24 protein-coding genes are annotated in these 25,334 nt (G+C 59.7%); 16 read left to right on the top strand and 8 right to left on the bottom strand.

Annotated features, from left to right (window positions below):
• Window positions 1-8 precede the first annotated feature (8 nt).
• The 7 genes from ACA056_RS07580 to ACA056_RS07610 all read left to right on the top strand — a co-directional run bounded on the left by ACA056_RS07580 (window position 9) and on the right by ACA056_RS07610 (window position 7,575).
• Window positions 9-365, top strand: coding sequence for a DUF4398 domain-containing protein (locus ACA056_RS07580; RefSeq protein WP_497271617.1), 357 nt, complete (start codon window positions 9-11; stop codon window positions 363-365).
• A complete protein-coding gene (locus tag ACA056_RS07585) occupies window positions 362-1,174 on the top strand; it encodes an OmpA family protein (protein ID WP_497271619.1) in 813 nt (270 codons plus the stop codon). The genes ACA056_RS07580 and ACA056_RS07585 overlap by 4 nt, the downstream gene beginning before the upstream one ends.
• Window positions 1,175-1,375: 201 nt before the next feature.
• Window positions 1,376-2,815, top strand: a complete 1,440-nt coding sequence (locus ACA056_RS07590; RefSeq protein ID WP_008146981.1) for an aminotransferase-like domain-containing protein — start codon at window positions 1,376-1,378, stop codon at window positions 2,813-2,815.
• 88 nt (window positions 2,816-2,903) lie between these two features.
• Window positions 2,904-3,371 carry a translation initiation factor 2 gene (locus ACA056_RS07595; RefSeq protein WP_497271621.1) on the top strand — a complete coding sequence of 156 codons (468 nt, stop codon included), beginning with the start codon at window positions 2,904-2,906 and terminating at the stop codon, window positions 3,369-3,371.
• Window positions 3,372-3,534: 163 nt separating this feature from the next.
• The gene (locus ACA056_RS07600; RefSeq protein WP_497271623.1) at window positions 3,535-3,789 is read left to right on the top strand and encodes a YkgJ family cysteine cluster protein; all 255 of its coding nucleotides are present in this window, start codon (window positions 3,535-3,537) and stop codon (window positions 3,787-3,789) included.
• 41 nt (window positions 3,790-3,830) lie between these two features.
• A complete protein-coding gene (locus tag ACA056_RS07605) occupies window positions 3,831-4,436 on the top strand; it encodes an START domain-containing protein (RefSeq protein WP_497271625.1) in 606 nt (201 codons plus the stop codon).
• A gap of 1,045 nt (window positions 4,437-5,481) precedes the next feature.
• Window positions 5,482-7,575 carry an LTA synthase family protein gene (locus tag ACA056_RS07610; RefSeq protein WP_497271627.1) on the top strand — a complete coding sequence of 698 codons (2,094 nt, stop codon included), beginning with the start codon at window positions 5,482-5,484 and terminating at the stop codon, window positions 7,573-7,575.
• 60 nt (window positions 7,576-7,635) lie between these two features.
• Here ACA056_RS07610 and ACA056_RS07615 read toward each other — a convergent pair whose 3' ends face one another.
• Window positions 7,636-7,794: a DUF3309 family protein gene (locus ACA056_RS07615; protein WP_169858239.1), complete on the bottom strand. Its 159-nt coding sequence runs from the start codon at window positions 7,792-7,794 to the stop codon at window positions 7,636-7,638.
• A gap of 281 nt (window positions 7,795-8,075) precedes the next feature.
• Here ACA056_RS07615 and ACA056_RS07620 point away from each other — a divergent pair, with 281 nt between their 5' ends.
• The 3 genes from ACA056_RS07620 to csrA all read left to right on the top strand — a co-directional run bounded on the left by ACA056_RS07620 (window position 8,076) and on the right by csrA (window position 9,628).
• Window positions 8,076-8,891, top strand: coding sequence for an SDR family oxidoreductase (locus ACA056_RS07620; RefSeq protein WP_497271629.1), 816 nt, complete (start codon window positions 8,076-8,078; stop codon window positions 8,889-8,891).
• 65 nt (window positions 8,892-8,956) lie between these two features.
• Window positions 8,957-9,289 carry a YnfA family protein gene (locus ACA056_RS07625; RefSeq protein ID WP_282380829.1) on the top strand — a complete coding sequence of 111 codons (333 nt, stop codon included), beginning with the start codon at window positions 8,957-8,959 and terminating at the stop codon, window positions 9,287-9,289.
• Between the two features lie 153 nt (window positions 9,290-9,442).
• On the top strand, window positions 9,443-9,628 hold the full coding sequence (csrA, locus tag ACA056_RS07630; RefSeq protein ID WP_008151243.1) for a carbon storage regulator CsrA: 186 nt from the start codon (window positions 9,443-9,445) through the stop codon (window positions 9,626-9,628).
• Window positions 9,629-9,632: 4 nt separating this feature from the next.
• Here csrA and ACA056_RS07635 read toward each other — a convergent pair whose 3' ends face one another.
• From ACA056_RS07635 to mnmC, 5 genes are all read right to left on the bottom strand, one after another.
• Entirely contained in the window at window positions 9,633-9,860 is a 228-nt protein-coding gene (locus tag ACA056_RS07635; RefSeq protein WP_003199186.1) for a YheU family protein, read from the bottom strand.
• A 187-nt stretch (window positions 9,861-10,047) separates the two neighbouring features.
• A complete protein-coding gene (locus ACA056_RS07640; protein WP_497271633.1) occupies window positions 10,048-11,238 on the bottom strand; it encodes an osmoprotectant NAGGN system M42 family peptidase in 1,191 nt (396 codons plus the stop codon).
• A 164-nt stretch (window positions 11,239-11,402) separates the two neighbouring features.
• Window positions 11,403-13,148, bottom strand: a complete 1,746-nt coding sequence (ngg, locus tag ACA056_RS07645) for an N-acetylglutaminylglutamine synthetase (protein WP_497271635.1) — start codon at window positions 13,146-13,148, stop codon at window positions 11,403-11,405.
• Window positions 13,149-13,151: 3 nt separating this feature from the next.
• Window positions 13,152-14,924 carry an N-acetylglutaminylglutamine amidotransferase gene (locus ACA056_RS07650; protein WP_497271637.1) on the bottom strand — a complete coding sequence of 591 codons (1,773 nt, stop codon included), beginning with the start codon at window positions 14,922-14,924 and terminating at the stop codon, window positions 13,152-13,154.
• Between the two features lie 124 nt (window positions 14,925-15,048).
• The gene (gene mnmC / locus ACA056_RS07655) at window positions 15,049-17,031 is read right to left on the bottom strand and encodes a bifunctional tRNA (5-methylaminomethyl-2-thiouridine)(34)-methyltransferase MnmC2/FAD-dependent 5-carboxymethylaminomethyl-2-thiouridine(34) oxidoreductase MnmC1 (RefSeq protein WP_497271639.1); all 1,983 of its coding nucleotides are present in this window, start codon (window positions 17,029-17,031) and stop codon (window positions 15,049-15,051) included.
• A 369-nt stretch (window positions 17,032-17,400) separates the two neighbouring features.
• Between mnmC and pap the strand changes: the two genes are divergently transcribed.
• Together pap and ACA056_RS07665 are read left to right on the top strand one after the other, a co-directional pair.
• A complete protein-coding gene (gene pap, locus ACA056_RS07660) occupies window positions 17,401-18,924 on the top strand; it encodes a polyphosphate:AMP phosphotransferase (RefSeq protein ID WP_497271641.1) in 1,524 nt (507 codons plus the stop codon).
• 101 nt (window positions 18,925-19,025) lie between these two features.
• The gene (locus ACA056_RS07665; RefSeq protein WP_497271643.1) at window positions 19,026-20,210 is read left to right on the top strand and encodes a thiolase family protein; all 1,185 of its coding nucleotides are present in this window, start codon (window positions 19,026-19,028) and stop codon (window positions 20,208-20,210) included.
• A gap of 121 nt (window positions 20,211-20,331) precedes the next feature.
• On the opposite strand, the gene ACA056_RS07670 is transcribed toward ACA056_RS07665, so the two are convergent.
• Window positions 20,332-20,526: a DUF6316 family protein gene (locus ACA056_RS07670; RefSeq protein ID WP_033055288.1), complete on the bottom strand. Its 195-nt coding sequence runs from the start codon at window positions 20,524-20,526 to the stop codon at window positions 20,332-20,334.
• A 211-nt stretch (window positions 20,527-20,737) separates the two neighbouring features.
• Between ACA056_RS07670 and ACA056_RS07675 the strand changes: the two genes are divergently transcribed.
• Entirely contained in the window at window positions 20,738-21,697 is a 960-nt protein-coding gene (locus ACA056_RS07675) for a DMT family transporter (RefSeq protein ID WP_497271645.1), read from the top strand.
• 138 nt (window positions 21,698-21,835) lie between these two features.
• Here the strand turns inward: ACA056_RS07675 and ACA056_RS07680 are convergent, their stop codons facing one another.
• Window positions 21,836-23,230 carry a class II fumarate hydratase gene (locus tag ACA056_RS07680; protein WP_403141894.1) on the bottom strand — a complete coding sequence of 465 codons (1,395 nt, stop codon included), beginning with the start codon at window positions 23,228-23,230 and terminating at the stop codon, window positions 21,836-21,838.
• A 192-nt stretch (window positions 23,231-23,422) separates the two neighbouring features.
• Here ACA056_RS07680 and ACA056_RS07685 point away from each other — a divergent pair, with 192 nt between their 5' ends.
• The 3 genes from ACA056_RS07685 to trhO all read left to right on the top strand — a co-directional run bounded on the left by ACA056_RS07685 (window position 23,423) and on the right by trhO (window position 25,303).
• Entirely contained in the window at window positions 23,423-23,947 is a 525-nt protein-coding gene (locus tag ACA056_RS07685) for a DUF2059 domain-containing protein (protein ID WP_149629281.1), read from the top strand.
• 12 nt (window positions 23,948-23,959) lie between these two features.
• On the top strand, window positions 23,960-24,259 hold the full coding sequence (locus tag ACA056_RS07690) for a BolA family protein (protein WP_008151216.1): 300 nt from the start codon (window positions 23,960-23,962) through the stop codon (window positions 24,257-24,259).
• A 102-nt stretch (window positions 24,260-24,361) separates the two neighbouring features.
• Window positions 24,362-25,303 carry an oxygen-dependent tRNA uridine(34) hydroxylase TrhO gene (trhO, locus tag ACA056_RS07695; protein WP_497271648.1) on the top strand — a complete coding sequence of 314 codons (942 nt, stop codon included), beginning with the start codon at window positions 24,362-24,364 and terminating at the stop codon, window positions 25,301-25,303.
• Window positions 25,304-25,334: the final 31 nt, after the last annotated feature.

A 25,334-nucleotide genomic window follows, 5' to 3' on the forward strand; every position in this document is an offset into this window, starting at 1 on the left:
GATTTTTAGTGAGTATTCGACCTCTTTTTGCTGCCCTGGCCGTTCTGGCTCTGGCGGGTTGTGCAGCCGATCCTGCGCCGAATGAACAATTGCGCCTGACCGAACAGGCACTCGAACAGGCCAGAGCCGTTGGCGCCACCGCCGCCGACGTGCCGGAAATGAAACTGGCCGAAGACAAGTTCAACCGTTCCAAGGGCAGCATGAACGACCAATCCTTCAAGAACGCGCGCATGCGGGCCGAGCAGGCTGAGCTGGACGCGCGTCTGGCCGAAGCCCGGGTTCTGACCCTCAAGAGCGAGGAGCAGTTGAACGTGCTCAATACCCGCATCACTCGCCTGCGCAAGCAACTGGGAGATGCCCAATGAGCCTCAAGACCAAAGCCCTGGGCGGTTTGATCCTGGCAGGCTGCGCCAGCCTCTATGGTTGTGCCGGTCAGCACAGCGACGCCGCGTTGCAGCAGGCCAGTACTGACTTCCAGAAGGTCAAGGAAGATTCCAACGTGCTGCGAATCGCGCCCAAGGACGTGATTCGCGCCGGTGAGTCGCTGGCCCGTGCCGATCGTTTGTCCAGTTACTGGGGGAGCGGATCGGACGTGCTGCATTACGCTTACCTGAGTGAGCGCTATAGCGAAATCGCGCGCGAACACACCAATCAGGTGCTCAACGAAGAACGTGCGGCGAAGCTCGAACTGGAGCGTCAGCGCCTGCAGCTGGCCCTGCGCGAATCCAAACTGCTCAGCGTGCAGCAGCAGGGCAAGTGGCTCGAAGAACAGATTGTCGCGTTGGCGACCACCCAGACCGACCGCGGCCTGGTGATGACCTTGGGCGACGTGCTGTTCGACACGGGCGAAGCGGAGTTGAAAAACTCGGCGAACCGCGTGGTGTTGAAGATCGTGCAGTTTCTGCAGCTCAACCCCAAGCGCGTGGTGCGCATCGAAGGCTACGCCGACAGTACCGGCGGCAAGCAGGAAAACCTCAAGCTGTCCCGTGACCGTGCGCAATCGGTGGCGGACGTGCTGATGGATTTGGGCATCGACGATAAACGTATTCAGGTCGAAGGCTACGGTGATGAATATCCGGTCGACGTGAACGCCTCCCAACGGGGTCGTGCGCAGAACCGTCGGGTGGAAATTGTGTTCTCTGACGAAAAAGGCCAGCTCGGCGCAGCCCGCTAAGGGCAGCGTCACTGGAAAACCCGGCCTGCCCGTCAGCGCCGGGTTTTTTTACGCCTGCTAATCAACTCGCGAAACAGTACAGTTTTTGCTGACACTGCACTGTACGGTCGACTATTGTGGCAACTGTCCCAGTACACTTCTAAACTGTTCCGGTATTGTTTCACACAAGAATAAAATGCCCGTGAAATCGAGTGCTGCGTCATGACCAATCTCTTGCTCTACCAACGTATTGCTCAACAACTGGCCGAAGACATCCGCCGTGGCGTCTACCAACCGGGGGAGCGCGTGCCTTCGGTGCGCAAGATGAGCTCGCAGCTCAACGTCAGCCATGCGACGGTGTTACAGGCTTACGCCAACCTCGAGGATCAGGGGCTGATCCGCGCCCGGCCGCAGTCCGGTTACTACGTACACCAGACCCCGGCCCTGACCGCGCCGACACCGGACATCGCCCGGGTCGAGCGTCCAGGTCTGGTCACTCGCAGCAGCATCATCCAACAAGTCCTGGTCGAATCCCGCCGCGAGGGTGTGTTTCCCTTGGGCGCGGCCGTGCCGAGCGTTGATTATCTACCGGTGCGGGCGCTGCATCAGCAACTGGCCAAAGTCACCCGTTTCCATAGCCCGCGGGCGTTCAGCTACATGTTCAGCCCGGGTTTCGAACCGTTGCGCCGACAAGTGGCGATCCGCATGCGCGATGCCGGCGTGGTGGTCGATCCTTCGGAAGTGGTCATTACCCACGGCTGCGTTGATGCCTTGCAAATGTCCCTGCGAGTGCTGACCCGCCCGGGCGACCTGATCGCCGCCGAGTCGCCGACCTACTACGGTTTGCTGCAACTGGCTGACCTGCTGGGCCTCAAGGTCATCGAGATCCCGAGCGATCCGGCCACCGGTATGAGCCTCGAAGCTTTGCAGCTGGCGGCCAATCAGTGGTCGATCAAGGCATTGGTGCTGACCACTCGTCTGAGCAATCCATTGGGCGGCACGATGCCCGAAGAACGGCAGAAGCAACTGCTGCGCCTGGCCTCGGATTTCGATATCCAGATTGTCGAAGACGATATCTACGGCGAACTGATGTTCGAGCAGGGGCGCACCAAATCACTTAAAGCCTACGATCGGCTGGATCGGGTGATCTATTGCTCAAGCTTCTCCAAAACCCTGTCGCCTGGCGTGCGGATCGGCTGGATGATTGCCGGCAAGTACCAGCAGGAAATCCAGCGTTTGCAGACCTTCAGCACCCATTCGGCCTGCAGCGTCACGCAGATGGGCATTGCGGCGTACCTGGAGAACGGTGGTTATGACCGGCATTTGCGCTACATCCGTCAGGAGTACCGCAAGAACCTCAGCGCTTTCCAGCTGGCGGTGCAGCAATACTTCCCGGAAGGCACGCAGATGACCCGGCCGACCGGCGGCTTCATTCTGTGGGTCAGCCTGCCGGGGCGGGTTAACACGCAGGAGCTGCACGTTCGTGCGTTGCAGCAGGGCATCAGTATCGCGCCGGGGCTGATTTTCAGTAACACCGAGCAGTTCAACCACTGCATTCGGTTGAACTGCGGCACACCCTGGAACCGTGAAGCCGAGCGTGCATTGATGACCCTGGGCATGCTCGCCACCCAGCTCTGTCAGGAGATGGTCGGCGGCTTTTGAGGGGGCGGGCAGGATATTCCTGCCTGAGCTTGTCATGTCGCGTGCAACAGGCGAGCATATGGCTCCTGCCGTTTGTACTGTTGGGTCCATGAAGCCGATTTTTCCCGCCGTCTGGCTATCGATCTGCCTGCTGATGACCTTCCAGGCCGAAGGCGTATTGGCGGCTTCCGTTCAAGAAAAACCGGCAGCCAGCACCACCGCGAAAAAACCGGCACCGGTCAAGAAAGCCGCGCCGGTCAAAAAGAAAGTGGCCAAGGTTAAAAAGCGACCGCCGATTGCCTCCAAGTCCAAATCCGCCAGTGAGATCGCGAAAACCAAGCTTCCTTCGGCCGACCTGGATTTGAGCCTGCCCCAAGACTTGGCCGAGGAGTTGAAACCGATCGGTACGGTAGCGTTGCCACGGCACGATGCAGTATTGCCGCAAATGTTTGGTGACAAGGCTGGTCCGTTTCAGCTCAACGGGAGGCTGATCAGCAACGAAATGCAGTTGCAACTGCGCAACGAAGAGCGCCATGAAGTCGAAGGCGCAGCCCTGGAATTCGAGTTCAAACGATAATTTCTTCCCGTCCGTGACCCGCTGGCCAGACGCTTTGTCGGAGACTGGTCAGTCACGCTCGTTTAAGCGAAAAAACCCGGGTCCAGACAATTTTAAACAAGCGTTTTAGCGGTTACTCTGTGCCACGTCCTTTAATACATCGTCCGTCGAGGAGCTCGTCGTCATGAAATGCCGTGAAGGCTGTGGCGCCTGTTGCATTGCCCCTTCCATCAGTTCACCGATTCCCGGCATGCCCAATGGCAAGCCCGCCGGAGAACGTTGCGTACAACTCTCTGTCGAAAACCTGTGCAGTATTTTCGGCAATCCCGAACGACCAGCCGTTTGCTCGGCATTCGAAGCCGACATCGACGTCTGCGGAAGCAGCAGTGACGAAGCGATCAAATTGTTGGGTTGGTGGGAGCAAATGACGGCGGCGTGATGTGTTCAACGAACGGATCTTCAACAATAAGGAATAAGACTATGGGTTCGCTGCAACGTACGGCTGTGCTGTGTGGTTTGACTGTTTTGCTGGCTTCCACGGCCGCTCAGGCAGAAGACTGGAAAGTTGCCAAGAACGAAGACGGCATCAAGGTTTCCTTGAGTGAAGTGGCTGGCTCCGATTACAAGGCCTACCAGGGCGTCACCCTGATGAAGACCACCATCGCCAAACTGCGCGCGTTGCAGGAAGACGTGCCAGGCGCTTGCGCCTGGATTCACGACTGCAAAACCCAGAAATTGCTCAAACACGAAGGCGATCAAAGCTGGACCTACACCCAGTTCAATACGCCTTGGCCGGTTACCGCGCGTGATTCGGTGTTGCATGTGACCACTGTCGAAGGGGCTGATGGCAGCCTGACCCGTAAGCTTGAAGGTGTGCCGAAGTACATTCCTGAAGAAAAAGGCTTTGTGCGGGTTACCAAGGTCGACGGTTTCTGGAAGTTCGTGCCCAAGGGCGATCAGATTGAAGTGACTTATCAGGTGCACACTGAGCCGGGCGGTAGCATACCGTCGATGGTGGCCAATAAGTTTGTGGTTGATGCGCCGTTCAATACCCTGAAAGCCCTGAAAGAACGCGCTGAGAAGTAATCGCTCTTTTTGATAAAACGCCCTGACTTCGTTCGGGGCGTTTTCTATTGGGTAGGGCGGGTTATTTGATCGGGGGCATATCCGTTTTTTCGGTCATGGCGACTGGCGGTTTCGCTCTTACAGCGAGTCACTTTGGAAAAGAACCGGAATGCCGGCCCAGCCCAAAGTAACCAAAGGGTTCTTGCCCCATTCGTTCGGTGCCTCGCCCAGGCTCGGCATGCCCTCGCTCCGGTCCTGCTCCGTGGGCCCGCCGCCATCGGCCATCCATGGCCGGGGGCGGCTAACCCGGCATCCATGCCGGGTTGCCCACTGCGCAGAACCTCCACTCGGCCTCTCGAGGGGGCGGTGCATCAAGATCAAAAGCTGCAGGCGAGCTAACGCTCGGCCTGTTGAGTGGTGAGGGGCGTGCGTACACCGCCTCCCCCTGTAGGAGCTGTCGAGTGAAACGAGGCTGCGATCTCTTGCTGTGGCTGTGGCTGTGGCTGTGGCTGTGGTTTTTGATTTTGATCTACTGCCCCTTTCCCAGAGGCCGAACGCAGGTATTGCGCAGGGGGCACCGCGGCAAGGATGCCGCGGTAGCCGCCCCCGGCCATGGATGGCCGATGGCGGCGGGCCCCCGGAGCAATGCCGGAGTGAGGGCATGCCGAGCCTAAGCGAGGCACCGAATGGCGGGGCAGGAGCCCTTGGTTACTTGGGGCTTTTCCAAGTGACTCGCTGTAAAAGCGAAACCGCCAGCCGCCGTAACCGCAGAAACGGATATGCCCCCGATCAAAGAGCACTGCCGAAACAAATACGCCCCCGAACTAACCGGCATCAGAAGCAGGGGGACTTTATTTTGTTTCCGAATATACGTTGCACGAAATTTTCACAAAGCCTCCAAGACAATTCGCCCGCGCCAACATGCGGGCAGTAATCAATGGCAATGCCGCGGTTGATCGTGCAACATTTGCGCACCGCGCAAGCCCCGGGGCCGAGTACTGGCCAACAGAGGGCAAGGCGCAGCTGTATTTTTGAAACTTCAACTTCCAATGGGTCCTAAAACGACATGGCAAACCCGGACGCCCTGAGTCAGCAGCGAGCTTCTAGTCGCCTGCTGCAACCGACCGTCAAATCGCATCTGGCCTACACGCTGCTGTGTGCCCTGGTCATGATGGTCATGTTCAGCCTGCTGCGCGTTGCGCTGCTGGTTTACAACCGCGAGATGATCCTCGACACCCCGGCCTCGACCTTTTTCGAAGCGTTCGTCAACGGTCTGCGTTTCGACCTGCGTCTAGTGGTCTATCTCAGCATTCCGTTGGTGCTGGCGCTGTTCAGCGCCCGTGCGATGGCCGCACGCGGGTTCTTCCGTTTCTGGTTGACCATTGCCTCGAGCATCGCGCTGTTCCTCGGCCTGATGGAGATGGACTTCTACCGCGAGTTCCACCAGCGCCTCAACGGCCTGGTCTTCCAGTATGTGAAAGAAGACCCGAAAACCGTGATGAGCATGCTCTGGTACGGTTTCCCGGTGGTTCGTTACCTGCTGGCCTGGGCCGTAGGCACCTTGATCCTGACCCTGGCGTTCAAGGGCGCCGACCGCGCCACCCGTCCACGTGGTCCATTCAGCGGCGGCAGTATCGGCACCCGCCAGATCGCCCCGTGGTATTCGCGCATCGCGGTGTTCGTGATCTGCCTGCTGGTCTGTGTGGTCGCCGCTCGCGGCACCCTGCGTCAGGGCCCGCCAATGCGTTGGGGTGACGTCTACACCACCGATTCGAACTTCGCCAACCAGCTGGGCCTTAACGGCACGTTGTCGCTGGTCGAAGCGGCCAAGAGCCGGATGTCCGAAGATCGCGACAACATCTGGAAAGCCACGCTGCCACAGGCGCAAGCCCAGCAAATCGTGCGTGACATGCTGGTGATGCCGGACGACAAACTGGTGGATGGCGAGACTGCCGCGGTGCGTCGCGATTACATGCCGCCGGCCGACAAGACCCTGCCGATCAAGAACGTCGTCGTGATCCTGATGGAAAGCATGGCCGGTCACTCGGTGGGGGCCTTGGGCGCACCGGGCAACATCACGCCGTACCTCGACAAATTGTCGAAGGAAGGCCTGATGTTCGACCGCTTCTTCTCCAACGGCACCCATACCCACCAGGGTATGTTCGCCACCATGGCGTGCTTCCCGAACCTGCCGGGTTTCGAATACCTGATGCAGACGCCGGAAGGCGGCCACAAGTTGTCCGGCCTGCCGCAATTGCTCAGTGCCCGTGACTATGACGACGTGTACGTCTACAACGGCGACTTCGCCTGGGATAACCAGTCGGGTTTCTTCAGCAACCAGGGCATGACCAACTTCATTGGTCGTAACGACTTCGTGAACCCGGTGTTCTCCGATCCGACCTGGGGTGTGTCCGATCAGGACATGTTCGACCGTGGTCTGGTCGAGCTCAAGGCACGGGAAAACGGCAAGCCGTTCTATGCGTTGCTGCAAACCCTGTCCAACCACACGCCTTACGCCTTGCCGACCCCATTGCCGGTTGAGCGCGTGACCGATCGCGGTAGCCTGAACGAGCATTTGACCGCCATGCGCTATGCGGACTGGGCGCTGGGCCAGTTCTTTGAAAAGGCCCGCAAGGAGCCGTATTTCAAAGAAACCCTGTTTGTAATCGTCGGCGACCACGGTTTTGGTAACGAGCGTCAGATCACTGAAATGGACCTGGGCCGCTTCAACGTGCCGATGCTGATGATCGCACCGGGCATCCAGGAAAAGTTTGGCGAGCGTGACCATACCGTGGGCACGCAGATCGACATCGTGCCGACCATCATGGGTCGTATTGGTGGTGAAGTGCGTCAGCAGTGCTGGGGGCGCGATTTGCTCAACCTGCCTGAAGGCGACACCGGTTTCGGCGTGATCAAGCCGTCGGGTAGCGAGCAGACCACCGCCATCATCACGGCTGATCAGATCCTGGTGCTGCCGAAGGAAAAGGAAATGGCGCCGAAGATGTACCAGTACGAACTGGGCGCGACACCTCACGCCGAGATCGTTCCGGATGCACCGCGTACCGCTGAGCTGAAGCTCAAGCTCGAAGCGTTCCTGCAAACGGCGACAAAGAGCCTGATCGACAACACCGCCGGTGTGGTTGACGGCAAGCCGGACTAAGTCTTGATGTAATAAAAAGAGGCCCTTGAAAAGGGCCTCTTTTTTTTGCCTGTTAAACCTTTATATCTTGCCGAGCAACAGCAGGATCAACAGCACCACCAACACCACGCCGATGATACCCGACGGGCCATAACCCCAACTTCTGGAGTGCGGGAAGACCGGTAAACCACCTACCAGCAGGAGGATCAGAATAACGATAAGAATTGTGCCCATGTCTATTTCCTTGTTGGAAGTGTTCTGGAATTACCTGACCTTTAACTGTCAACCGGGATGCTAAAAAAACCAGGCTGCTTACAAAATCCGACTGTCGCGAATGAAAGAAAATTCCAAGTTTTTTTAATGTTTTTCGAAGAAAGGCTTATTTCGTTTTTAATAAGTCTAGTTGGTTCAGGCGCTGCCACGGTTTGCTCGGGCCATTCAGCAATCTGATGGAGCGTGGGTCGGGCATTGTCCTTCGCTACACTCGACGCATCTTCCCCGGAACAACAAGGCTGTTTGCTATGCAAAATCGCATGATGATCACTGGCGCGGGCTCCGGCCTGGGTCGCGAAATCGCGCTGCGCTGGGCGCGTGAAGGCTGGCAGATGGCCTTGTCGGATGTCAGCGAACCCGGTCTGCAGGAAACCCTGAAATTGGTTCGCGACGCCGGCGGCGACGGTTTTATCCAGCGTTGCGACGTGCGCGATTACAGCCAGCTGACCGCTTTCGCCCAAGCCTGCGACGAGAAACTCGGTGGCATTGATGTCATCGTCAACAACGCCGGCGTTGCCTCGGGCGGGTTCTTCAGTGAACTGTCCCTGGAAGACTGGGACTGGCAGATCGCGATCAACCTGATGGGCGTGGTCAAGGGCTGCAAGGCCTTCCTGCCGCTGCTGGAAAAAAGCAAAGGCAAAATCATCAACATCGCGTCGATGGCCGCCCTGATGCAAGGCCCGGCCATGAGCAACTACAACGTGGCCAAGGCGGGTGTGGTGGCGTTGTCCGAAAGCCTGCTGGTCGAGCTGGCGCAGCAGGAAATCGGCGTGCATGTGGTGTGCCCGTCGTTCTTCCAGACCAACCTGCTGGACTCCTTCCGTGGCCCGACGCCGGCCATGAAAGCCCAGGTCGGCAAGTTGCTGGAAAGCTCGCCGATCAGCGCGGCCGACATTGCCGATTACATCTATCAGCACGTTGCCGCCGGCGAATTCATGATTCTGCCCCACGAACAGGGCCGCATGGCCTGGGCGCTCAAGCAGAAGAGCCCGCAACTGCTCTACGACGAAATGACTGTCATGGCCGACAAAATGCGCGCCAAGGCCAAACAAACCGCAGGTTGAGCTTGCCCTGTGCACAACACCGTCGTTAGGGTGGCCGCCATCGGCCATCCTCGCGAGACGTTTGCATGCTCAATTACCTGTGGTTTTTCCTCGCCGCGCTGTTTGAAATCGCTGGCTGTTTCGCCTTCTGGATGTGGCTGCGCCAGGGTAAAAGCGCCTGGTGGGTCGTGCCGGCTCTGCTCAGTCTGACCTTGTTTGCGCTGCTGCTGACCCGCATCGAAGCGACCTACGCCGGCCGCGCCTACGCCGCTTACGGTGGCATCTACATCATCGCGTCGATCGGCTGGCTGGCGGTGGTCGAGCGTATTCGTCCGCTGGGTTCGGACTGGATCGGTGTGGCGCTGTGTGTGATCGGGGCCAGCGTCATCCTTTTCGGCCCGCGCTTCTCCGCTTCCTGAAGGATCGGTCCTTCATTCAATGGGTTTGTAGGACGTTTCCATAGGATCTGTTCGGATGGCGCTGTAGGGCGGGACTGATTTGCTGACGTCGCATTGAAGCCCCACTCAGTGCAGGGCATCTTCAGGGTTCGATAACCCTGAAGGACGAATGCCATGCTTGTACTCAGTCGCGTTGTGGGCGAGTTGATTTCCATCGGTGACAACATTTCCGTGCGCATTCTTGCCGTCAACGGAGGCAGTGTGCGCTTCGGTGTCGAAGCGCCGCAAAACGTTAACGTGCACCGTTCCGAGGTCTACGACCGCATCCAGGTCAAACTGGCGAAAAACAAAGGACGCTGAGGTCTCAGTCGAACAGGTGCTTGGGCACATCGTGTTTGAGCATCAACTGGCATTGCTCGCTTTCCGGGTCGAAGACAATCAGCGCCTGGCCCTTGGTCAATGCCTGGCGAACCCGCAATACACGGGTTTCCAGCGGCGTGTCATCGCCATTGTCCGTACCGTCACGGGTCACGAAATCCTCGATCAGGCGGGTGAGGGTGTCGACTTCAAGTTGGTCGTGGGGGATCAGCATAGGCACCTCGGCTAAACAATGGCGCGATGCTACGGCGAATGTCCAACGGCGGCTAGCCTGGGAATCTGTGTTGTCTGATCTGGCGTATTCGCGAGCAGGCTCGCTCCCACAGGTGACCGCGTACTCCTGTGGGAGCGAGCCTGCTCGCGATGGCAATCTTTCAATCACCGCCTATCTCAAGCACGACTCAGCTTTCGGAGCGCTGCCCCACCAGACTATCCACCGACGGCACCCGCGTATCGCTTTCCATCTGCGTGTCATGTTCGATCTGATGACTGAACCGGTCCAGCGACCCCTTGGCCGGTTGTGCATCGCTGGCAAACACCGGCGGGCTGAGAATGTAGGCGCCGAGCAATCGACTGAGCGCAGCGAGGCTGTCGATGTGGGTGCGTTCGTAGCCGTGAGTGGCGTCGCAGCCGAAGGCGAGCAGGGCGGTGCGAATGTCATGGCCGGCGGTGACCGCGGAGTGGGCATCGCTGAAGTAGTAGCGGAACAGGTCGCGACGCACCGGCAATTCGTTGTCACTGGCCAGGCGCAGCAGATGCCGCGACAGGTGATAGTCGTAAGGTCCACCGGAATCCTGCATTGCCACACTCACCGCGTGTTCGCTGGAATGCTGACCCGGCGCGACCGGGGCAATGTCGATGCCGACGAATTCGCTCACGTCCCACGGTAACGCCGCCGCGGCGCCACTGCCGGTTTCCTCGGTAATGGTGAACAACGGATGACAGTCGATCATCAGCTCTTCGCCGCTGTCGACGATCGCTTTCAGCGCCGCCAGCAATGCGGCAACGCCGGCCTTGTCATCGAGATGACGGGCGCTGATGTGGCCGCTTTCGGTGAATTCCGGTAAAGGGTCGAAGGCGACAAAGTCACCGACGCTGATGCCCAGCGAGTCGCAATCGGCACGCGTAGCGCAATAGGCGTCCAGGCGCAGCTCGATGTGATCCCAACTGATCGGCATTTCATCCACGGCGGTATTGAACGCATGCCCGGAAGCCATCAGCGGCAGCACGCTGCCACGGATCACGCCGTTGTCGGTAAACAGGCTGACCCGGCTGCCCTCGGCAAAACGGCTGGACCAGCAGCCGACAGGCGCCAAGGTCAGACGGCCGTTGTCCTTGATCGCGCGAACCGCCGCGCCGATGGTGTCGAGGTGAGCGGAGACGGCACGGTCGGGGCTGTTCTTTCTACCCTTGAGGGTCGCGCGGATGGTGCCGCGGCGGGTCATTTCAAAGGGAATGCCCAGTTCTTCAAGCCGTTCGGCGACGTAACGCACGATGGTGTCGGTGAACCCGGTCGGGCTGGGAATGGCGAGCATCTCCAGCAGGACTTTTTGCAGGTAGATCAGATCCGGTTCCGGAATTTTGCTGGTCATGGAAACTCCTGATGAGTTGACGACATCGATGGTTTCGATGAGGAGAAAAAATATTTTTGTCTGCTAGGCCCCCATCGCGAGCAAGCTCGCTCCCACATTTGACCGCATTCCCCTGTGGGAGCGAGCTTGCTCGCGATGGCGATGGAACAGGCAACACATCAATGTCAGGCCGCCGGCTGACTATGCGGAAACAACAAGTCCACAAACCGCTCGGCCGTCGGTTGCGGTTCATGGTTGGCCAGGCCGGCGCGTTCATTGGCTTCGATAAACACATAGTCCGGTTGATCGGCAGCGGGCACCATCAGGTCGAGCCCGACCATTGGAATGTCCAGCGCCCGCGCCGCCCGCACTGCTGCGTCCACCAGGGTCGGATGCAGGATCGCCGTGACATCCTCAAGAATTCCGCCGGTATGAAGATTCGCCGTACGCCGTACGAACAGATGCTCACCGGCCGGCAGAATGCTGCTGTAGTCATAACCCGCTGCGTGCAAGGTGCGCTCGGTCTCATGATCCAGAGGGATTTTGCTTTCACCGCTGGTCGCCGCCTGACGACGCCGGCTCTGGGCTTCAATCAGCGCACCAATGGAATGCTGTCCATCACCGACCACTTCTGCCGGACGACGAATCGCCGCGGCAACCACCTCAAAACCGATCACCACAATTCGCAAATCGAGGCCTTCGTGGAAACTCTCCAGCAGCACGCGGCTGTCGAACTGGCGGGCGGATTCGATGGCTTGCTGGACCTCTTCGATAGTCCGCAGATCCACCGCGACGCCTTGGCCCTGTTCGCCATCCAGCGGTTTGACCACCACCCGTTCGTGCTCGTCGAGAAACGCCAGGTTGTCATCGGCGTTGCCGGCCAGTTGCTGCGACGGCAGGTTCAAACCGGCGGCCTTGAGCACTTTGTGTGTCAGGCTTTTGTCCTGGCACAACGTCATGCTGATGGCGCTTGTCAGATCGCTGAGGGATTCACGGCAACGTACGCGGCGACCGCCATGGACCAAGGTGAACAGGCCGGCATCGGCGTCATCGACTTGTACTTCGATGCCGCGACGGTGCGCTTCCTCGACGATGATCCGTGCATAAGGATTGAATTCGGCTTCGGGACCCGGGCCAAGAAACAACGGCTGATTGATGCAGTTCTTGCGCTTGATCGCGAAGGTCGACAGGTTGCGAAACCCGAGCTTGGCGTAAAGACTTTTCGCCTGCCGGTTATCGTGCAGCACCGACAGGTCCAGGTAACTCAGCCCACGGCTCATGAAGTGCTCGATCAAATGCCGCACCAGCACTTCACCGACACCCGGACGCGAACATTGCGGATCGACCGCCAGGCACCACAGGCTGCTGCCGTTCTCTGGATCGTTGAACGCCTTGTGGTGATTGAGGCCCATGACGCTGCCGATGATCGCGCCGCTGTCCTCATCTTCGGCCAGCCAATACACCGGACCACCCTGATGGCGCGGGGTCAGCAAGTTGGCGTCGATCGGCAACATGCCGCGCAAATGGTACAGCTGATTGATCGCCTGCCAGTCCGCATCGCTCTGGGCCCGGCGGATGCGAAAGCCGCGAAACACCCGGGTGGATTGACGGTAGTCGCTGAACCACAGGCGCAAGGTGTCGGACGGGTCGAGAAACAACTGGGCCGGCTCCAGCCCCAGCACTTGCTGAGGTGCAGCCACGTACAGGGCGATGTCGCGTTCACCGGTGTGCTCGTTGAGCAGCTCTTGGGCCAGGCTCGCCGCATCCGGAAAGGTGTGGCCGATCAGCAACCGGCCCCAACCGCAATGCACGGCGATCGGTGCGGCGCCCAATTCACTGCCGTCTTCGGCCAGGCGTGCCTGCAAGCGTTCGTACGAGGGCGCCTGACCGCGCAACAAGCGTTGGTTGTAGGCCGTGGCGTGGGGTTTCATCGATCAGATTCCTTGTTCACTGAGCCACAGGTTCAGGGCCGCCAATTGCCACAGCTTGGAGCCGCGCAACGGGGTCAACTGGCCTTGTGGATCGGTCAGCAGGCGATCGAGCATCTCTGGCTTGAACAGTCCGCGATCCTGGCTCGGATCGAGCAGCAGTTCACGCACCCAGTTCAGCGTGTCGCCCTGCAAATGCTTCAGGCCGGGGACCGGGAAATAACCTTTCTTGCGATCGATCACTTCACTCGGAATGACCAGTCGCGCAGCTTCTTTCAAGACTTGCTTGCCGCCATCCGGCAGTTTGAATTTGCCCGGCACGCGCGCCGACAACTCCACCAGGCGGTAGTCGAGAAACGGTGTGCGCGCTTCAAGGCCCCAGGCCATGGTCATGTTGTCGACGCGTTTGACCGGGTCGTCCACCAACATGATCGTGCTGTCCAGACGCAGGGCTTTGTCCACCGCGGCATCGGCGCCGGGCTGTGCGAAATGTTCTTTGACGAAGTCACCAGCGGCGTCATTCGCTGTCAGCCATTTCGGCTGCACGGTGGCGGCGTAGTCGTCGTAACTGCGGTCGAAAAACGCATCGCGATAGGCGGCGTAGGGATCGGCGGCACCGTCGACTTGTGGGTACCAGTGATAACCCGCAAACAGCTCGTCGGCACCCTGGCCGCTTTGCACCACTTTGCAATGCTTGGCCACTTCGCGGGACAGCAAATAGAAGGCGATACAGTCATGACTGACCATCGGTTCGCTCATGGCGCGGAACGCTGCGGGCAGTTGCTCGATGATTTCTTTTTCGTCGATGCGCAATTGGTGATGCTGGGTGTTGTAGTGCTTGGCGATCAGGTCCGAATACTGGAACTCGTCACCGCGCTCGCCGCCAGCATCCTGGAAACCGATGGAGAAGGTCGACAGGTTTTCAACACCGACTTCACGCAACAGGCCGACCAGCATGCTCGAATCGACACCGCCCGACAGCAGAACACCGACGTCGACCGCCGCACGTTGACGGATCGCCACCGCGTCACGGGTGCTGTCGAGTACACGGTCACGCCAGTCTTCGAGTGTCAGATTCATCTCATCGGCGTGTGGGCCGTAGGGCAGAGTCCACCAGGTTTTATGTTCGGTGGTGCCGTCTGCTTCGACGCGCATCCAGGTCGCCGGTGGCAGTTTTTCAATGCCGGCCAGCAAGGTGCGCGGCGCTGGGACCACCGCGTGGAAATTCAGATAATGATTGAGTGCCACCGGATCGAGGATCGGGTTGATGTCGCCGCCCTTGAGCAACGCCGGCAGCGTCGAGGCAAAGCGCAGGCGCTGACCGGTGCGCGACAGGTACAGCGGCTTCACGCCGAGACGGTCGCGGGCGATAAACAGGCGTTTGGCGTCGCGCTCCCAAATGGCAAACGCGAACATGCCGTTGAGCTTGGGCAGCAGTGCTTCGCCCCAGGCGTGATAACCCTTGAGCAGCACTTCGGTGTCACCACCGGAATAGAAGGCGTAACCAAGGCTTTCAAGCTCGGTGCGCAGTTCCGGGAAGTTGTAGATCGCGCCGTTGAAGGCCAGGGACAAGCCCAATTGGTTGTCGACCATCGGCTGCGCCGAGCCGTCCGACAGGTCCATGATTTTCAGGCGACGATGGCCCAGGGCAATCGGCCCCTGGCTGTGAAAACCCCATGCGTCAGGGCCGCGAGGGGCCAGGTGATGGGTGATTCGCTCAATGGCTGCAAGGTCTGCAGGTTGATGATCAAAACGTAACTCGCCAGCTAATCCGCACATAAATTCCTTACCGGTTTTTCCGTTGGGGAGGGTCAATCGATACCGCGCCAAAAACGGCGGGTACTCAGAAACTGACCCGGCTGAATCCCTGGAGTTTTAGACCGATAAGTTATAAGGCGTGCCGTCAGACTTTTCCGCGGATCAACTGGCGCACGGCGAAACGGTTGGGATGGCAAGCCTCGGCGACCGTTCTGGGCAGGGGCAGCGGTTCGTTTTCGATCCATGCCGCGAGCAATTCACCCGACAGTGGCGCGGTGATCAGACCGCGAGAGCCGTGCCCGCTGTTGACGTAAAAACCCTCAAGCCAGGGGCAGGGAATGTCCGGTACTTGCCGGGCGTCCTTGCTCAGTACCGCGTAGGCATCGGCGAAGGCCACTTGCTCGGCCAACGGGCCAACGATCGGCAGGTAGTCCGGACTGGTGCAGCGGAACGCGGCGCGTCCTTCAAGCTGTTGCGGGTCCAGTGCCTGAGCATGCAGTCGAGTGGCCAGGTCGGGGGAGATTTCCTCGAGCAAGGCCAGGTTGCCGAGGTGTTCGGCGAGGGTCGGGGTCAGGTCATCGCTCTTGAAGTCGAAGCTGGCACCGAGTGTGTGTTCGCCCAGTCGAGCCGGCGCCACATAGCCTTCGGCGCAGACGACGGTGGCCAGGCTCTGGCTTTCAGGTGTTTGCGCCAGTCGGGTGATCTGGCCACGAATGCGTTTGAGGGGCAGCTCGGCGCTGTGCGGGAAACGCTTGATCTCGGCCGCGCCGGCCAGGATCACCACGGGGGCACTGGCCAGCAAATCATCACCGTCCCAGGCCTGCCACTGATCATCAACCTTGCGCAGTTCCAGTACGTCGCGATGGGGCATCCACTGAATGTTCGTCGAAGACGCCTGCCAATGGCACAACGCTGGCGGATGAACCCAGCCGCCCTCCGGGAAGAATAATCCGCCGTGCTCCAGGGCGATGCCGGCCTGAGTCTGGGCTTGCGGTTGATCGAGCAAGTGCACCAGGTCTGGCGAAAAGGCGGCGGCCAATTGCGCCTGACGCTCGGCTTCCTTGGCGTTGAAGGCCAGTTGCAAGACCCCGCAATCGTCCCAGTCGACGCCCCGTTGCAGATGTTCGAGCAAGCGCCGGGTGTGACCGAAACCACTGACGATCAACTGCGACAACGCGGTGCCATGGGCCGACAGCTTGAGGTACAGCACGCCCTGAGGATTGCCCGAGGCTTCCTGCGCCAATGCGTTGTGACGCTCCAGCAGACTCACTTGCCAACCCCGCGCCGCCAGGCTGGCGGCGCTGGCGCAACCGGCCAGTCCGGCGCCGATCACCAAGGCACGACGCTCGCCGTTCAGTGGCGTCGGACGCGCAAACCATGGTTTGGCCGCGGCGGGCGCCGGGACTTCTTCAGGCCAGCCGAGAAACACGCCCCGCAGGATTTCCCATTTGTGGCCGATGCCTGGCGTGCGCTTCATCTTGAAACCCGCCGCATTCAGCAGGCGACGCACCCAACCGGTGCTGGTGAAGGTGCTGATGGTCGAGCCGGGGGCTGCCAGACGCGCCAGTTCGGCGAACAGTTCGGCGGTCCACATGTCAGGGTTTTTCGCCGGGGCGAAACCGTCGAGAAACCAGGCATCGATCTGCGCGTCCAGTTGCGGCAATTGCTCCAGCGCATCGCCGATCAGCAGGGTCAGGGTCACGCGGCCGTTGTCCAGCACCAGACGCTGGAAGCCTTGGTGGATTGCGACGTATTGCGCCAGCAATTGATCGGCAAACGGTTTGAGCTCCGGCCACAGGGCCAAGGCACGCTGCAGATCGGGCAGGCTCAGCGGGTACTTTTCGACACTGACAAAATGCAGCCGCGCCCCGGCCACCGCGTGCTGCTCGAACAACTGCCAGGCGCAAAGGAAATTCAGCCCGGTGCCGAAACCGGTTTCGCCAATCACCAGTCGACCGCCGGCTGGCAACGCAGCGAAGCGTTCACGCAACGCGTTCTGTTCGAGGAATACGTAGCGGGTTTCGTCCAACCCTGACAGATCGGAAAAATACACATCATCGAACACCCGCGAGCGCGGGAGCCCTTGGTCGTCCCAGTCGAGCTGGGCGTGGGGCAATACAGGTTTCATGGCAGGCTCGGCAACGGCAAGGCGGCCATTCTAGCCGATCGCCGGAGCGGTGCTTGATCCATGGCAAGTGTCAGGTTGGGGGCGTCAGGGACAATCGTCACTTTTGTGAAGAGAGAGCGCTTTCTGTGGCGAGGGGGCTTGTCGGAACGCCGCACCGCCCCGTTGGGGCGCGAAGCGGCCCTGAAGCCAGGCGACTCAGTCTGTCTGGTAAACCGCGTTTGCTGATTTCACGACTGCTGCGCAGCCGAACGGGGCGGTGCGGCGTTCCGACGAGCCCCCTCGCCACAAAAGCCCAAACCACAGGGAATTTTCTCTGCTGACTATCGGCCCAATCCGCTAGTCTTGCTCAATCCTGGAAGGAGCCGTCCCATGTTCGAATCTGCCGAAATCGGTCACGCCATCGACAAAGAAACCTACGACGCCGAAGAACCTGCCCTGCGTGAAGCCTTGCTCGAAGCGCAGTTCGAACTGCACCAGCAGCGCCGCTTTCCGGTGATCATTCTGATCAATGGCATCGAAGGCGCCGGCAAGGGCGAGACGGTCAAGTTGCTTAACGAATGGATGGACCCACGCTTGATCGAGGTCCGCACGTTCGATCAGCAGACCGACGAAGAGCTGGCGCGGCCACCGGCCTGGCGCTACTGGCGGATGCTTCCGGCCAAGGGCCGCATGGGGATTTTCTTCGGCAACTGGTACAGCCAGATGCTGCAAGGCCGGGTTCATGGCTTGTTCAAGGACCCGGTGCTGGATCAGTCAATCAACCAGTCCGAGCGCTTTGAAAAAATGCTCTGCGACGAAGGCGCGCTGATCTTCAAGTTCTGGTTCCATCTCTCCAAGAAGCAAATGAAGGCGCGGCTCAAGGCCCTGGCGGATGACCCGCTGCACAGCTGGCGCATCAGTCCACTGGATTGGCAACAATCGCAAACCTACGACAAATTCGTGAAGTACGGCGAACACGTGTTGCGCCGCACCAGCCGTGACTACGCGCCTTGGCATGTGATCGAAGGGGTGGACCCTCATTACCGCAGCCTGGCGGTGGGCAAGATCCTGCTCGAAGGCCTGCAAAGTGCCCTGAAGCGACACAAGGTCCATCCTTCCAAAGTCAATGCCGCGCCGTTGCCCATTCATGTCGATCAGTTGAACCTGCTCGACAGCCTGGATTTGACCCAGCGCCTGGACAAGGACGATTACGAAGAACAATTGATTACCGAACAGGCACGATTCTCCGGCCTGATGCGCGACAAACGCATGCGTCGGCACGCCTTGGTGGCGGTGTTCGAGGGCAATGATGCGGCAGGCAAGGGCGGGGCGATCCGCCGGGTCGCGGCGGCCCTCGATCCACGCCAGTACAGCATCGTGCCGATTGCCGCGCCCACCGACGAGGAACGGGCACAGCCTTATCTGTGGCGGTTCTGGCGACACATCCCGGCCAAGGGCATGTTCACGGTGTTCGATCGTTCGTGGTACGGGCGGGTGCTGGTGGAGCGCGTCGAAGGCTTCTGCCCGCCGGCGGACTGGTTGCGGGCCTACAGTGAAATCAATGATTTTGAAGAGCTGATCGCCGAGGCTGGGGTGATTGTGGTCAAGTTCTGGCTGGCCATCGACAAGCAGACGCAACTGGAGCGTTTCCAGGCGCGGGAAGAGATTCCCTTCAAGCGTTTCAAGATCACCGAAGATGACTGGCGCAATCGTGATAAATGGGACGCCTACCGCGCGGCGGTCGGAGACATGGTTGATCGCACCAGCACCGAGATATCGCCCTGGACGCTGGTGGAAGCCAATGACAAGCGCTGGGCGCGGGTCAAAGTCCTGCGCACCATCAATCTGGCGCTGGAAGAGGCTTTCGAAAAGTCCGACAAGCACAACAGGAAAGTGAAACAGCACAAGAAGTGAGCGATGGTTGCGCATACGCGGGGTGAATGATTGTCGCGGTCGGTAATGCAGTGGACTTATGCTCGGTCCACTCCCAACCGACAACAACAATGAGGTATGCCATGCGTGAAGTGGTGATCGTCGACAGCGTGCGGACCGGCCTGGCCAAATCCTTTCGCGGCAAGTTCAACCAGACCCGCCCGGACGACATGGCGGCTCACTGCGTCAATGCACTGCTGGCGCGCTCGGGTATCGATCCGGCCAGCGTCGAGGACTGCATCGTCGGTGCCGGTTCCAACGAAGGTGGCCAGGGCTTCAACATCGGTCGCAACATCGCGGTGCTGTCGCGCCTGGGCACCGGCACTGCCGGCATGACCCTCAACCGGTTTTGCTCGTCGGGCCTGCAGGCGATCGCCATCGCCGCCAACCAGATTGCTTCGGGTTGCAGCGACATCATCGTCGCCGGTGGCGTCGAGTCCATCAGCCTGACCATGAAAAGCATCAACACCGACAACCTGATCAATCCGCTGTTAAAAGAGCAGGTGCCCGGCATCTATTTCCCGATGGGCCAGACGGCCGAAATCGTCGCTCGTCGTTACAGCGTCAGCCGCGAAGAACAGGATCTGTACGCGCTGCAAAGTCAGCAACGTACCGCTCAGGCTCAGGCTGCTGGATTGTTTGACGATGAAATCGTGCCGATGGCGGTGAAGTATCGGGTTGAAGACAAGGCCACCGGTCAGGTGCAGATCCTTGACGGCATTGTCGATCACGATGACTGCAATCGCCCGGGCACCACTCTGGAAAGCCTGGCGGGATTGAAACCGGTGTTTGCCGAAGACGGTTCGGTGACGGCGGGCAATTCTTCGCAGCTGTCCGATGGCGCGTCGATGACGCTGGTGATGAGCCTGGAAAAAGCACTGCAACTGGGGTTGAAGCCCAAGGCGTTCTTCCGTGGTTTCACCGTGGCCGGTTGCGAGCCGGATGAAATGGGTATCGGCCCGGTGTTCTCGGTGCCGAAGTTGCTCAAAGCCAAGGGTTTGCAGGTTGCCGACATTGATCTGTGGGAACTCAACGAAGCGTTCGCCTCCCAATGCCTGTACAGCCGCATTCGGCTGGAGATCGATAACGACAAGTACAACGTCAATGGCGGTTCGATTTCCATCGGCCATCCGTTCGGCATGACCGGCTCGCGTCAGGTCGGGCATCTCGTGCGTGAATTGCAGCGCCGCAACGTGCGTTACGGCATCGTCACCATGTGTGTGGGTGGCGGGATGGGTGCGACCGGGTTGTTTGAAGCAGTGCGTTAAGTCCGGAAGACTTGTTTTGCCTGGTTAACCGCTATCGCGAGCAAGCTCGCTCCCACAGTGATCTGATGTGCGACATAGATCCCTGTGGGAGCGAGCTTGCTCGCGATGCAGGCGCCGCGGTCTATAAGCTCATACGCAAAAGCAGCATCCGCTCAATGTAAGCCTGTACCTCCCGCGCCAACTTCTCCGGGTTTTCAAACGGCCCCTCCAGGGTGTTTTCCCGGGTGCTGAAATACAAATCCCCATTCACGCGACACACTCGGTCGCAGCGAAAGTGAGTGGCGGGGGCATTGTCCTGGGCGCGTTTGCCGTACATGGCGATCTCCTGAGGAATGTTCCTGTTGGCGAATCCCATGAGCTTATGCATGAACCACTTGCAACGCCTGGCCAGCCGATCGACGGCATATCGCCAATTTAATGGTGCGACCTGCACAGTTTCATTCGCGGCCAACACCCAACTGTCCCTGTGTGCCGAACAGGTCTAAGCCTAGAATGACCGTTCTCGCCACTTGGCTTCGGGGTTCGCAATGCACATTTCATCGGGTCGCTGGGTTTACGGTCTGTTCCTGGCCTTGGTGACCGCGCTGCTGTGGGGAATCCTGCCGATCAAACTCAAGCAAGTGCTCCTGGTGATGGACCCGGTGACGGTGACCTGGTTTCGCCTGATCGTATCCGGCGGGTGCCTGTTCATTTATCTGGCGGCGACCAAACGCCTGCCGAGCCGCAAGGTGCTCGGCCCGCGGGGTGGATGGTTGGTGTTGATGGCGGTGCTCGGCCTGGTGGGCAACTACGTGCTGTACCTGATGGGTCTGAACCTGCTTAGCCCAGGCACCGCGCAACTGGTGGTGCAGATGGGCCCGATCATGTTGCTGATCGCCAGTCTGTTTGTATTCAAGGAACGGTTCAGCGTGGGGCAGGGGATTGGCCTGCTGGTGCTGTTGATCGGCTTTGCCCTGTTTTTCAATCAGCGGCTGGCCGAGTTACTGACCTCGCTGACCGATTACACCGCCGGCGTGCTGTTGGTGCTGTTGGCGTCCACGGTCTGGACGTTCTACGCCTTGGGCCAGAAGCAATTGCTCACGGTGTGGAATTCGCTGCAGGTGATGATGGTGATCTACCTGTTCTGCGCGATGTTGCTGACGCCGTGGGTGCATCCGCTGGAAGCGCTGCAACTGAGTCCGCTGCAAGGCTGGCTACTGCTGGCGTGCTGCATGAACACCCTGATTGCTTATGGCGCGTTTGCCGAGGCTCTGGCCCATTGGGAGGCGTCGCGGGTCAGTGCGACGCTGGCGATTACGCCGTTGGTGACGTTCGCCGCGGTGGCTGTGGCCGCGTGGATGTGGCCGGACTATGTGCATGCCGAGACGATCAATGGTCTGGGTTATGGCGGGGCAGTGCTGGTGGTGCTGGGGTCGGCGCTGGTGGCGTTGGGGCCGTCGTTGATTGCGGGGCTCAGGGCTCGAAAGGCCCGAGTAGCGGTCGGCTGAGGATCTTCAGCGCTGCCAATCGCGAGCGAGCTCGCTCCCACATTAACCGGGTTCTTTCAGAAGAATGCGGTCAACTGTGGGAGCGAGCTTGCTCCGGGCGGCGATCCGACGATGGCGGACTTACTGTCAACGCAGATCTCACCCCTTGGCGCCAGCCTCAAGCATATTCTCCGGCCTTACCCACGCATCAAACTCTTCATCCGTCAGATACCCAAGTTGCAACGCCGCCTCACGCAAGGTCAGCCCTTCGGCGTAAGCCTTTTTGGCGATTTCCGCCGATTTGTCGTAACCAATGTGCGGATTCAGCGCTGTCACCAACATCAACCCACGCTCCAGATGCTCAGCCATTTTCTCTGCATCCGGTTCCAGACCGGCGATGCAATGCTGCTGGAAGTTGCTGCAGCCATCGCCGAGCAGGCGGATCGATTGCAGCAGGTTGTGGATGATCACCGGTTTGAACACGTTCAGTTGCAGGTGCCCCTGACTCGCGGCAAACCCAATGGCGACGTCGTTACCCAATACCTGACAAGCAAGCATCGATAGCGCTTCGCACTGAGTCGGATTGACCTTGCCCGGCATGATCGAGCTGCCTGGTTCGTTGGCCGGCAGTTTCACTTCGGCGAAACCTGCTCGCGGCCCGGAGCCCAGCAGGCGCAGGTCGTTGGCGATTTTCATCAGGGTCACGGCGAGGGTTTTCAGCGCGCCGGACAGCGTGGTCAGCGGCTCATGGCCAGCCAGGGCGGCGAATTTGTTGGGTGCGGTGACGAACGGCAGGCCGGAGAGGGCGGCCAGCTCGGCAGCGATCGCTTCGCCAAAACCGTGGGGTGAATTCAGCCCTGTGCCGACCGCGGTGCCGCCCTGGGCCAGTTCACAGACGGCCGGCAGCGCGCTGCGGATCGCCCGCTCGGCGTAATCCAGTTGCGCGATGAACGCCGACAGTTCCTGACCGAAGGTGATCGGCGTCGCGTCCATCATGTGGGTGCGGCCGGTCTTGACCAGTTTCATATGCCGCGCGGACAGCTCGGCCAATCCGCCTGACAGTTCGCTGATCGCCGGCAGCAATTGCTGTTGCACTGCCTGGGCTGCCGCGATGTGCATGGCGGTCGGGAAACAGTCGTTGGAGCTTTGGGAGCGATTGACGTGATCGTTGGGGTGAACCGGCGACTTGCCGCCGCGAGCATTACCGGCCAGTTCGTTGGCGCGTCCGGCGATCACTTCGTTGACGTTCATGTTGCTCTGGGTGCCGCTGCCGGTCTGCCAGACCACCAGCGGGAACTGGTCGTCATGGCTGCCGTCGAGTACTTCGTCGGCAGCCTGTTCGATCAGCCGGGCGATGTCGGCGGGCAGGTCACCGTTGCGGTCATTGACCCGCGCCGCGGCTTTCTTGATCAGCGCCAGGGCATGCAGCACCGCCAGCGGCATGCGTTCGTTGCCGATCGCGAAGTTAATCAGCGAGCGTTGCGTCTGAGCGCCCCAGTAGGCTTCATCCGGGACTTCAACCTGGCCAAGGCTGTCGGTTTCGATACGGCTCATCATGCACACTCCTGTAGGTCTGATAGCGCAGTTTAGGCCGTGATCGCCGGCCGTGGTTCCATCAGTCTGGTTTTTGACCGTTCAACCCCTCTAAATCAGGCCCGACAAGGCTTGGGGTTGAGCCACACAGTTTTTTAGGCGCAGAATGGACGCCCTTGGGGTTTTACCTCGCCTGCTAGAAAAGGAAACTCGATGACTCGTCTTCGTGCCATCTGTACCGCGGTTGCACTGGTTTGCGCCAGCGGCCCTGTTTTTGCCGATACCGCCAGCCACAACGCCAGTGCCGAAGCTTTCCTGACCCTGGCGCACGCTGACAAATTGGGCACTCCGGTGTACATGCAAGTGCAGCAAATGTTCGCTCAGCGCTTTGAACAAACCAAAGCCCCTGCGTCGAAAAAAGCCTTGCTGGAAACCTACCAGGCCAAGGCCAACGCCGCGCTGGACCAAGCCATTGGCTGGAACAAGCTGAAGCCGGACATGGTCAAGCTCTACACCACCAACTTCAGCGAATCCGAGCTGAAAGACCTGGTCGCGTTCTACCAGTCGCCACTGGGCAAGAAAGTCCTGGAAAAAATGCCGCAGCTGACTCAGCAATCGGCCCAGATGACTCAAGCCAAGCTGGAAAGCGCCGTGCCTGTGGTCAACAAACTGTTGGCTGACATGACAGCCGAGCTGGAGCCTAAAGGCGCCGCCGCTCCAGCCAAGAAAAAGCCTTAAGCGGAGTTCGGTATGACCATGCAACAACGCATCGAATCGACGCTGGGCCTGTTGCAGCCGCAGCATCTGCAAGTGCTGGATGAAAGCCACATGCACAGCCGTGGGTTGCAGACCCACTTCAAGGCCGTGGTGGTCAGCCAGCAGTTCGAAGGGCTCAACCGCGTCAAGCGTCACCAGAAAGTCTACGGCACGCTCGGCGAGCTGATGGGCGAGTTCCATGCGTTGGCGCTGCATACCTACACACCAGAGGAATGGGCACAGATCGACGCGGCTCCGGCCTCGCCGACCTGTGCTGGCGGCAGCAAGCATTAAGCATCGGTTTTTTGCTAGAATCCGCAACGCGCCGCTCACCCGGCGCGTTTTTTTTCGCATCCGGTTCACCCCTTACGAGGGTAGCCACCTGGAGAATCACCCATGACACAACAGATTGTCGTGGCGGCACTGTATAAGTTCGTCACCCTGGAAGATTACGTCGCCCTGCGCGAGCCACTGCTGCAAGCGATGGTCGAAAACGGCATCAAAGGCACGCTGCTGATCGCCGACGAAGGCATCAACGGCACCGTGTCCGGCAGCCGCGAAGGCATTGACGGGCTGATGGCCTGGCTCAAGAACGATCCGCGCATGGACGACATCGACCACAAAGAGTCGTACTGCGACGACCAGCCGTTCTATCGCACCAAAGTCAAACTCAAGAAAGAAATCGTTACCCTCGGCGTCGAAGGCGTGGACCCGAACAAGAAGGTCGGCACCTACGTCGATCCAGAGAACTGGAACGCGTTGATCAGCGATCCGGAAGTACTGTTGATCGACACCCGCAACGACTACGAAGTCTCGATCGGCACCTTCGAAGGCGCCATTGACCCGAAGACCACCAGTTTTCGCGAATTCCCCGACTACATCAAAGCCAATTTCGACCCGGCCGTGCACAAGAAAGTCGCGATGTTCTGCACCGGCGGCATTCGTTGTGAAAAGGCTTCGAGCTATATGCTCAGCCAGGGCTTCGACGAGGTTTATCACCTCAAGGGCGGCATTCTGAAGTACCTCGAAGAGGTGCCGCTGGAAGAAACCAAATGGCAGGGCGACTGCTTCGTGTTCGACAACCGCGTGACCGTGCGCCACGACCTCAGCGAAGGCGACTACGATCAATGTCATGCCTGTCGTACACCGGTCAGCATCGAAGACCGCACATCCGAGCACTACGTGGCCGGCATCAGTTGCCCGCATTGCTGGGATAAGCTGAGCGAGAAGACCCGTCGCAGTGCCATCGACCGGCAAAAGCAGATCGAACTGGCCAAGGCTCGCAACCTGCCTCACCCGATCGGCTACAACTACAAGCAAACTCCTTCCGAGGCTTGAACCATGTCTGCGCAACGCCTGCTCTATGTGA

Source organism: Pseudomonas sp. LBUM1666 (assembly GCF_059695775.1).

Excerpts from the sequence above, each read along its gene's own strand:
- ACA056_RS07600 (WP_497271623.1), top strand. The coding sequence starts at position 3,535 with ATGAAATGCCGTGAAGGCTGTGGCGCCTGTTGCATTGCCCCTTCCATC.
- ACA056_RS07610 (WP_497271627.1), top strand. The coding sequence starts at position 5,482 with ATGGCAAACCCGGACGCCCTGAGTCAGCAGCGAGCTTCTAGTCGCCTG.
- ACA056_RS07675 (WP_497271645.1), top strand. The coding sequence starts at position 20,738 with ATGCACATTTCATCGGGTCGCTGGGTTTACGGTCTGTTCCTGGCCTTG.
- ACA056_RS07590 (WP_008146981.1), top strand. The coding sequence starts at position 1,376 with ATGACCAATCTCTTGCTCTACCAACGTATTGCTCAACAACTGGCCGAA.
- ngg (WP_497271635.1), bottom strand. The coding sequence starts at position 13,148 with ATGAAACCCCACGCCACGGCCTACAACCAACGCTTGTTGCGCGGTCAG.
- ACA056_RS07635 (WP_003199186.1), bottom strand. The coding sequence starts at position 9,860 with ATGCTGATCCCCCACGACCAACTTGAAGTCGACACCCTCACCCGCCTG.
- ACA056_RS07625 (WP_282380829.1), top strand. The coding sequence starts at position 8,957 with ATGCTCAATTACCTGTGGTTTTTCCTCGCCGCGCTGTTTGAAATCGCT.
- ACA056_RS07595 (WP_497271621.1), top strand. The coding sequence starts at position 2,904 with ATGAAGCCGATTTTTCCCGCCGTCTGGCTATCGATCTGCCTGCTGATG.
- ACA056_RS07605 (WP_497271625.1), top strand. The coding sequence starts at position 3,831 with ATGGGTTCGCTGCAACGTACGGCTGTGCTGTGTGGTTTGACTGTTTTG.
- ACA056_RS07680 (WP_403141894.1), bottom strand. The coding sequence starts at position 23,230 with ATGAGCCGTATCGAAACCGACAGCCTTGGCCAGGTTGAAGTCCCGGAT.
- ACA056_RS07690 (WP_008151216.1), top strand. The coding sequence starts at position 23,960 with ATGACCATGCAACAACGCATCGAATCGACGCTGGGCCTGTTGCAGCCG.
- ACA056_RS07685 (WP_149629281.1), top strand. The coding sequence starts at position 23,423 with ATGACTCGTCTTCGTGCCATCTGTACCGCGGTTGCACTGGTTTGCGCC.
- mnmC (WP_497271639.1), bottom strand. The coding sequence starts at position 17,031 with ATGAAACCTGTATTGCCCCACGCCCAGCTCGACTGGGACGACCAAGGG.
- trhO (WP_497271648.1), top strand. The coding sequence starts at position 24,362 with ATGACACAACAGATTGTCGTGGCGGCACTGTATAAGTTCGTCACCCTG.
- pap (WP_497271641.1), top strand. The coding sequence starts at position 17,401 with ATGTTCGAATCTGCCGAAATCGGTCACGCCATCGACAAAGAAACCTAC.
- ACA056_RS07620 (WP_497271629.1), top strand. The coding sequence starts at position 8,076 with ATGCAAAATCGCATGATGATCACTGGCGCGGGCTCCGGCCTGGGTCGC.
- ACA056_RS07585 (WP_497271619.1), top strand. The coding sequence starts at position 362 with ATGAGCCTCAAGACCAAAGCCCTGGGCGGTTTGATCCTGGCAGGCTGC.
- csrA (WP_008151243.1), top strand. The coding sequence starts at position 9,443 with ATGCTTGTACTCAGTCGCGTTGTGGGCGAGTTGATTTCCATCGGTGAC.
- ACA056_RS07665 (WP_497271643.1), top strand. The coding sequence starts at position 19,026 with ATGCGTGAAGTGGTGATCGTCGACAGCGTGCGGACCGGCCTGGCCAAA.
- ACA056_RS07670 (WP_033055288.1), bottom strand. The coding sequence starts at position 20,526 with ATGTACGGCAAACGCGCCCAGGACAATGCCCCCGCCACTCACTTTCGC.
- ACA056_RS07650 (WP_497271637.1), bottom strand. The coding sequence starts at position 14,924 with ATGTGCGGATTAGCTGGCGAGTTACGTTTTGATCATCAACCTGCAGAC.
- ACA056_RS07640 (WP_497271633.1), bottom strand. The coding sequence starts at position 11,238 with ATGACCAGCAAAATTCCGGAACCGGATCTGATCTACCTGCAAAAAGTC.